General features: G+C 66.6%; 3 protein-coding genes. 2 read left to right on the top strand and 1 reads right to left on the bottom strand.

Annotated features, from left to right (window positions below):
* Positions 1–54: 54 nt before the first annotated feature.
* On the bottom strand, positions 55–2,013 hold the full coding sequence (locus ACLJK8_RS21865; RefSeq protein ID WP_413152548.1) for a calcium-binding protein: 1,959 nt from the start codon (positions 2,011–2,013) through the stop codon (positions 55–57).
* Between the two features lie 355 nt (positions 2,014–2,368).
* Between ACLJK8_RS21865 and ACLJK8_RS21860 the strand changes: the two genes are divergently transcribed.
* Both ACLJK8_RS21860 and ACLJK8_RS21855 read left to right on the top strand, forming a co-directional pair.
* Positions 2,369–3,550: an alpha/beta fold hydrolase gene (locus ACLJK8_RS21860; protein WP_413152547.1), complete on the top strand. Its 1,182-nt coding sequence runs from the start codon at positions 2,369–2,371 to the stop codon at positions 3,548–3,550.
* A 310-nt stretch (positions 3,551–3,860) separates the two neighbouring features.
* The coding region (locus tag ACLJK8_RS21855) for an SdrD B-like domain-containing protein (protein ID WP_413152546.1) at positions 3,861–5,635 on the top strand (1,775 nt) is incomplete at its 3' end.

The following is a 5,635-nucleotide window of genomic DNA, read 5'->3' as shown; positions in this document are numbered from 1 at the left end:
TGGCGTGCCGGTGGGGAGGGCCGGCCCGATGCGCTGCTCGGACCGGTGCGTTGCTCAGAAGATGAAGTCGCCCGCGTCGAAGATCGTCGGGGCGACGTTCTCGATGATGAGGTCGTTCACTCCGAGCTCGATCTTCACGTCGTCGCCGAGGTCCTGGATGCGGCCGGCCAACTCGCCGAAGTTGTCGAGCCAGGCGAACCCCTGGAACTCGATCTTGTCCTGACCGTTCTGGAAGTCGGTGATCGTGTCCCTGCCCCGGCCGAAGACAAAGGTGTCGCTTCCGTTTCCGCCGGTCAGCAGGTCGTCGCCGTCCCCGCCCTCCAGCACGTCCCGCCCGGCGCCGCCGTCGAGTTCGAGCGCGATCAGGCCGTCGAGTCCGTTGTCGCCGGTGATCGAGTCGTTGCCGCCGCCGCCGTTGACCTCGAGCACTTCGGTCGTGCCGATGTCGAGGCTGAACGGGATGAGGTTGACGCGATCAAAATCGACGCGCGCGCCGTTGGCCGCGATGGTGAAATCGTCGCCATCGTTGGTGGAGCCGTTGACCTCGACGGTGTCGGAGCCGCCGCCGCCGTTCATGCGGTCCGAGCCGTCGCCGTTGTTCCAGATCATCCGGTCGTCACCGCCCCCGCCACGCATCGTATCGGCACCGCGGAAGCCGACGAGTACATCGTCGCCGCCGTCGCCGTTCAGCACATCGTCGCCGTCGCCGCCGGTGATCTGGTCGTCGCCCGCGCCGCCGCTCAGTTCGAGCGCGATCAGACCGGCGAGACCCGCGCCACCGGTGATCGAGTCGTTCCCGCCGCCGCCGTTGACCTCCAGAACCTCGGTCGTGCCGATGTCGAGGCTGAACGGGATGAGGTTGACGCGGTCGAAATCGACGCGCGCGCCGTTGGCCGCGATGGTGAAATCGTCGCCATCGGTGGTGGAGCCGTTGACCTCGACGGTGTCGAGCCCACCACCGCCGTTCATGCGGTCCGAGCCGTCGCCGTTGTTCCAGATCATCCGGTCGTCGCCGCCACCGCCGCGCATCGTGTCGGCGCCGCGGAAGCCGACGAGTACATCGTCGCCGCCGTCGCCGTTCAGCACATCGTCGCCGTCGCCGCCGGTGATCTGGTCGTCGCCCGCGCCGCCGCTCAGTTCGAGCGCGATCAGACCGGCGAGACCCGCGCCACCGGTGATCGAGTCGTTCCCGCCGCCGCCGTTGACCTCCAGAACCTCGGTCGTGCCGATGTCGAGGCTGAACGGGATGAGGTTGACGCGGTCGAAATCGACGCGCGCGCCGTTGGCCGCGATGGTGAAATCGTCGCCATCGGTGGTGGAGCCGTTGACCTCGACGGTGTCGAGCCCACCACCGCCGTTCATGCGGTCCGAGCCGTCGCCGTTGTTCCAGATCATCCGGTCGTCGCCGCCACCGCCGCGCATCGTGTCGGCGCCGCGGAAGCCGACGAGTACATCGTCGCCGCCGTCGCCGTTCAGCACATCGTCGCCGTCGCCGCCGGTGATCTGGTCGTCGCCCGCGCCGCCGCTCAGTTCGAGCGCGATCAGACCGGCGAGACCCGCGCCACCGGTGATCGAGTCGTTCCCGCCGCCGCCGTTGACCTCCAGAACCTCGGTCGTGCCGATGTCGAGGCTGAACGGGATGAGGTTGACGCGGTCGAAGTCCACGCGGGCGCCGTTGGCCGCGATGGTGAAATCGTCGCCATCGGTGGTGGAGCCGTTGACCTCGACGGTGTCGAGCCCCCCGCCCCCGTTCATGCGGTCCGAGCCGTCGCCGTTGTTCCAGATCATCCGGTCATCACCGCCGCCGCTGCTCATCGTGTCGGCGCCGATGTTGCCGATCAGCACATCGTTGCCGGCGTTGCCGCGGAGGACGTCATCCCCCGCCCCGCCGAGTACGGTGTCGTCGCCGCCTCGCCCGCGGACGGTGTCGTCGCCCCCGCGGGCGTCGATCGAATCGGCGGCTCCGGTGCCGAAGATGATTTCACTCGAGGGGTTGCCAATAATCGTAGCCATCCAAATGTCTCCAACAAAGTTCGCGACCCGCCGGGAAGCCTGCTGGTCCGGTGTCGCGTGAGGTTTGTCGCAACGCGCGCCCGACCGGTTCACCGCCCGGACAGAAAAATCGCCCGCGGCGGTTCACGGTGCTGTTCCCGGGTCGGTTGGGGGGTGGACTGGACACGCGGCCCGGAACTTGTGGGCCGCGCATCCGAGCCAAAGATCGAGGCGGAACTTTGTGCCTCTGTCGAATCGCTTTACTCTTACAATTGTCGTCGAGTCTGCCCGCGTCGAGGTCCGGAGTCTTCGAGGCGCACTTGAGTTTCGCTCCAGATTGTCCTGAGCCCCCCTTGTCCAGCGGAGGTTAACGCCCGTGCGGCTGCGATTTCGCGACTGCGTTCTCGACCTGGAACGGCTGGAACTGCTGCGGAACGGCGTTCGGGTGCCGGTCGAGCCGCAGGTTTTCGAGGTGCTCGCCTATCTCATCCGCAACCAGGATCGGGTCGTGGGCGTCGACGAGCTTTTCGAGACGGTCTGGCGCGGGCGCATCGTGTCGCTCTCGACGCTGACCAGCCGCGTCAGCGCGGCGCGCGTCGCGATCGGCGACACCGGCGGCGAGCAGAAGCTCATCAGGACCGTTTCGCGCCGCGGGTACCGCTTCGTCGGAGAGGCCGTCGCGACCGACGCGCCGATACCGGTCCCGCGGACGCCGCCGCGCCAGGAGGTCCGGTTCTGCGAGACCAGCGACGGTGTCCGCCTCGCCTGGTCGCGCGTCGGCGACGGGCCTCCGATCGTGAAGACCGGCAACTGGCTCAACCACATCGAATACGACTGGGAGAGCCCGGTCTGGAGCCACGTGCTCCACTGGCTGGCGCGCGGGCGCACGCTGGTCCGCTACGACGCGCGGGGCAATGGCCTCTCGGACTGGGAGGTGCCGGAGATCTCGTTCGATGCGTTCGTCCGCGATCTCGAGGCCGTGGTCGACGCGGCGGGGCTCGACCGCTTCGCCCTCTTCGGCGCGTCGCAGGGATGCGCCTTCTCGATCGCCTATGCCGTGAAGCACCCGGAACGGGTCAGCAAGCTCGTCCTCTACGGCGGTTTCGCGCGCGGACGGCACCTGCGGGGCTCCGCCATCGACATCGAACAGGGGGAAGCGATGCTGACGCTGATGCGGACCGGCTGGGGTCAGGACAACCCGGCCTTCCGGCAGGTCTTCACCTCGCTCTTCGTTCCCGGCGGCACGCCCGAGCAGATGGACTGGTTCAACGAGCTCCAGCGCAAGACGACCTCCGCCGAGAACGCGGTCCGGCTGCGCCTCGTCTCCGACCGCATGGATGTGGTCGACCTGTTGCCGAGCGTCCGCGTGCCCACCCTGATCCTGCATTGCCGCGACGACGCGGTGCAGCCTTTCGCGGAGGGCCGGTTCCTTGCGACGCACATTTCCGCCGCGCGTTTCGTCGGGCTGGACGGGCGCAATCACCTGATCCTGGAGGACGATCCCGGCTGGCCGAGGTTTCAGCGCGAGGTGGGAGCCTTTCTGGCCGGAGGATCGTGACCCGGCCGGCCGATTTCGGGCCTCGGCCCCGGCATGCCACGCCCCACACGCTCGCGACGGACGCGCTGGATGGGGCAGCGATCGGACACGATCCCGAGCCGCCCATGTTCATGACGCTCGTTCCGATCTGAGCCGCGATAGCGCGGGGGGCGACGGATTGTCGCTCCCGATCCGCGCACGAATTCAGTTGCCGATGTCGCGAAAGAGAATCTATGACGAAAGCAGTAAGAATAAAAACCCAAGAGAATTGGTCAATCCCACTGCGCACACCGCGCTGCGATCAGACTTTGCTTAAAGACAGGGATGATGTATGTCCAGGAACGGCTCGAAAACACCGACCCGCACCATCAAGATTTACGAAAACCAGGTTTTCGTGAAGGATTTCGACTCCAGCGCGAAAGTGACCTACAAGCTCGCGGGCAAGGATGCGAGGCTGTTCACCGTCGATGGCAGCGGCAGGCTGAAGTTCAAATCCGCGCCTGACTTCGAGACGCCCCGCGACAGCGGACGGGACAACGTCTACAACGTCACCCTGATCCGCGATTCCGACCGGAAGATCCGCGAGCCCGAGCGAGAAAACATTCGGATCGAGGTCCGCGACAAGAACGAGAAATCCAAGGACAAGGGCTCGATCGGCGACAGGGTCTGGTTCGACAAGGACGGCGACGGCATCCAGGACCGCGGCGAAGCGGGCGTCGCCGGTGTCACGGTCAAGCTGCTCAGCACTGGCGGCAAGACGCTTGCGACGACCAAGACCGATGCCAACGGCAAGTATCTCTTCGACGACCTGAAGCCCGGTTCCTACAAGGTCAAGTTCACCGCCCCGGACGGGCACGAATTCACGAAGCGCTCCACCTCGAATCCCGAGAAATCGGGCAAGGATTCCGATGCCACATCGTCGGGCAACACCTACACCGTCAAGCTGAGCAAGGGCGAGAAGCAGACGAAGGTCGACGCGGGCCTTGTGAAGGGCGATCCCTGCGACGCCTCGATCGGCGACACGGTTTTCCTCGACACGGACGGCGACGGGCGGCGCGACTCGGGCGAGGCGGGCGTCGCCGGCGTCACGGTCCAGCTGCTGACCTCCGGCGGCAAGCTCATCGAGAGCACGACGACGAGTGCGAGCGGCAAGTATCTCTTCGACGACCTGCCGGCGGGCAACTATCGCGTGAAGTTCATCGCACCTGACGGTACCGAGTTCACCAAGCGCTCCACGGTCGGTCCGGAGGCGGCGAACAACGACTCCGACGCAAATACCTCGACCGGCATCACCGGTGTCATCAAGCTGAGCGAAAGCGAGCGCCAGAAGAAGATCGACGCGGGGCTCGTCGAGACCGACAGCGGCGACGCCTCGATCGGCGACACCGTCTGGTATGACACGAACGGCGACGGACTGCTCAACAACGGCGAGAGCGGCGCGGAAGGCATGTTGGTCGGGTTGCTCGACAGCACCGGCAACGTGGTTCTCAACACGACGACCAACGCCGCAGGCGGTTATATCTTCGAGGACCTCGATGCCGGCGTCTATGCCGTCCGCTTCACCGCGCCCGACGGGTATGAGTTCACCACCGCGAGCGGCGACGACGCCGACGCGGCGAACAACGACTCCGACGCCGATGAGGCGACCGGCGAAACGGGCACTGTCACCCTCTCGATCGGCGAGGCCGAGCGCGATGTGGACGCGGGGCTCGTCGAGACCGGCTCCGGTACCGCCTCGCTGGGCGATACCGTCTGGATCGACACGGATGGGGACGGCGAACTCAACAACGGTGAATCCGGCGCGGCGGGTGTCACGGTCGAGCTGCTCGGCGCGGGCGGCGCCGTGCTCGGCACCACGACGACCGATGCGAATGGCGGGTATCTCTTCGACAACCTGGATGCCGACGACTACCGCGTCCGCTTCACCGCGCCCGACGGGTATGAGTTCACCACTGCGAGCGGCGACGCCGCCGATGCGACGAACAACGACTCCGACGCCGATGAGGCGACCGGCGAGACCGGTACCGTCACCCTCTCGATCGGCGAGGCCGAGCGCGATGTGGACGCGGGGCTCATCGAGACCGACTCCGGTACCGCCTCGCTCGG

It is taken from the genome of Amaricoccus sp. W119 (assembly GCF_047275745.1).
Lineage (GTDB): Bacteria > Pseudomonadota > Alphaproteobacteria > Rhodobacterales > Rhodobacteraceae > Amaricoccus.
Note: the sequence above shows the minus strand (reverse complement) of the source record. Positions and strands in the feature narration are given on the sequence as shown.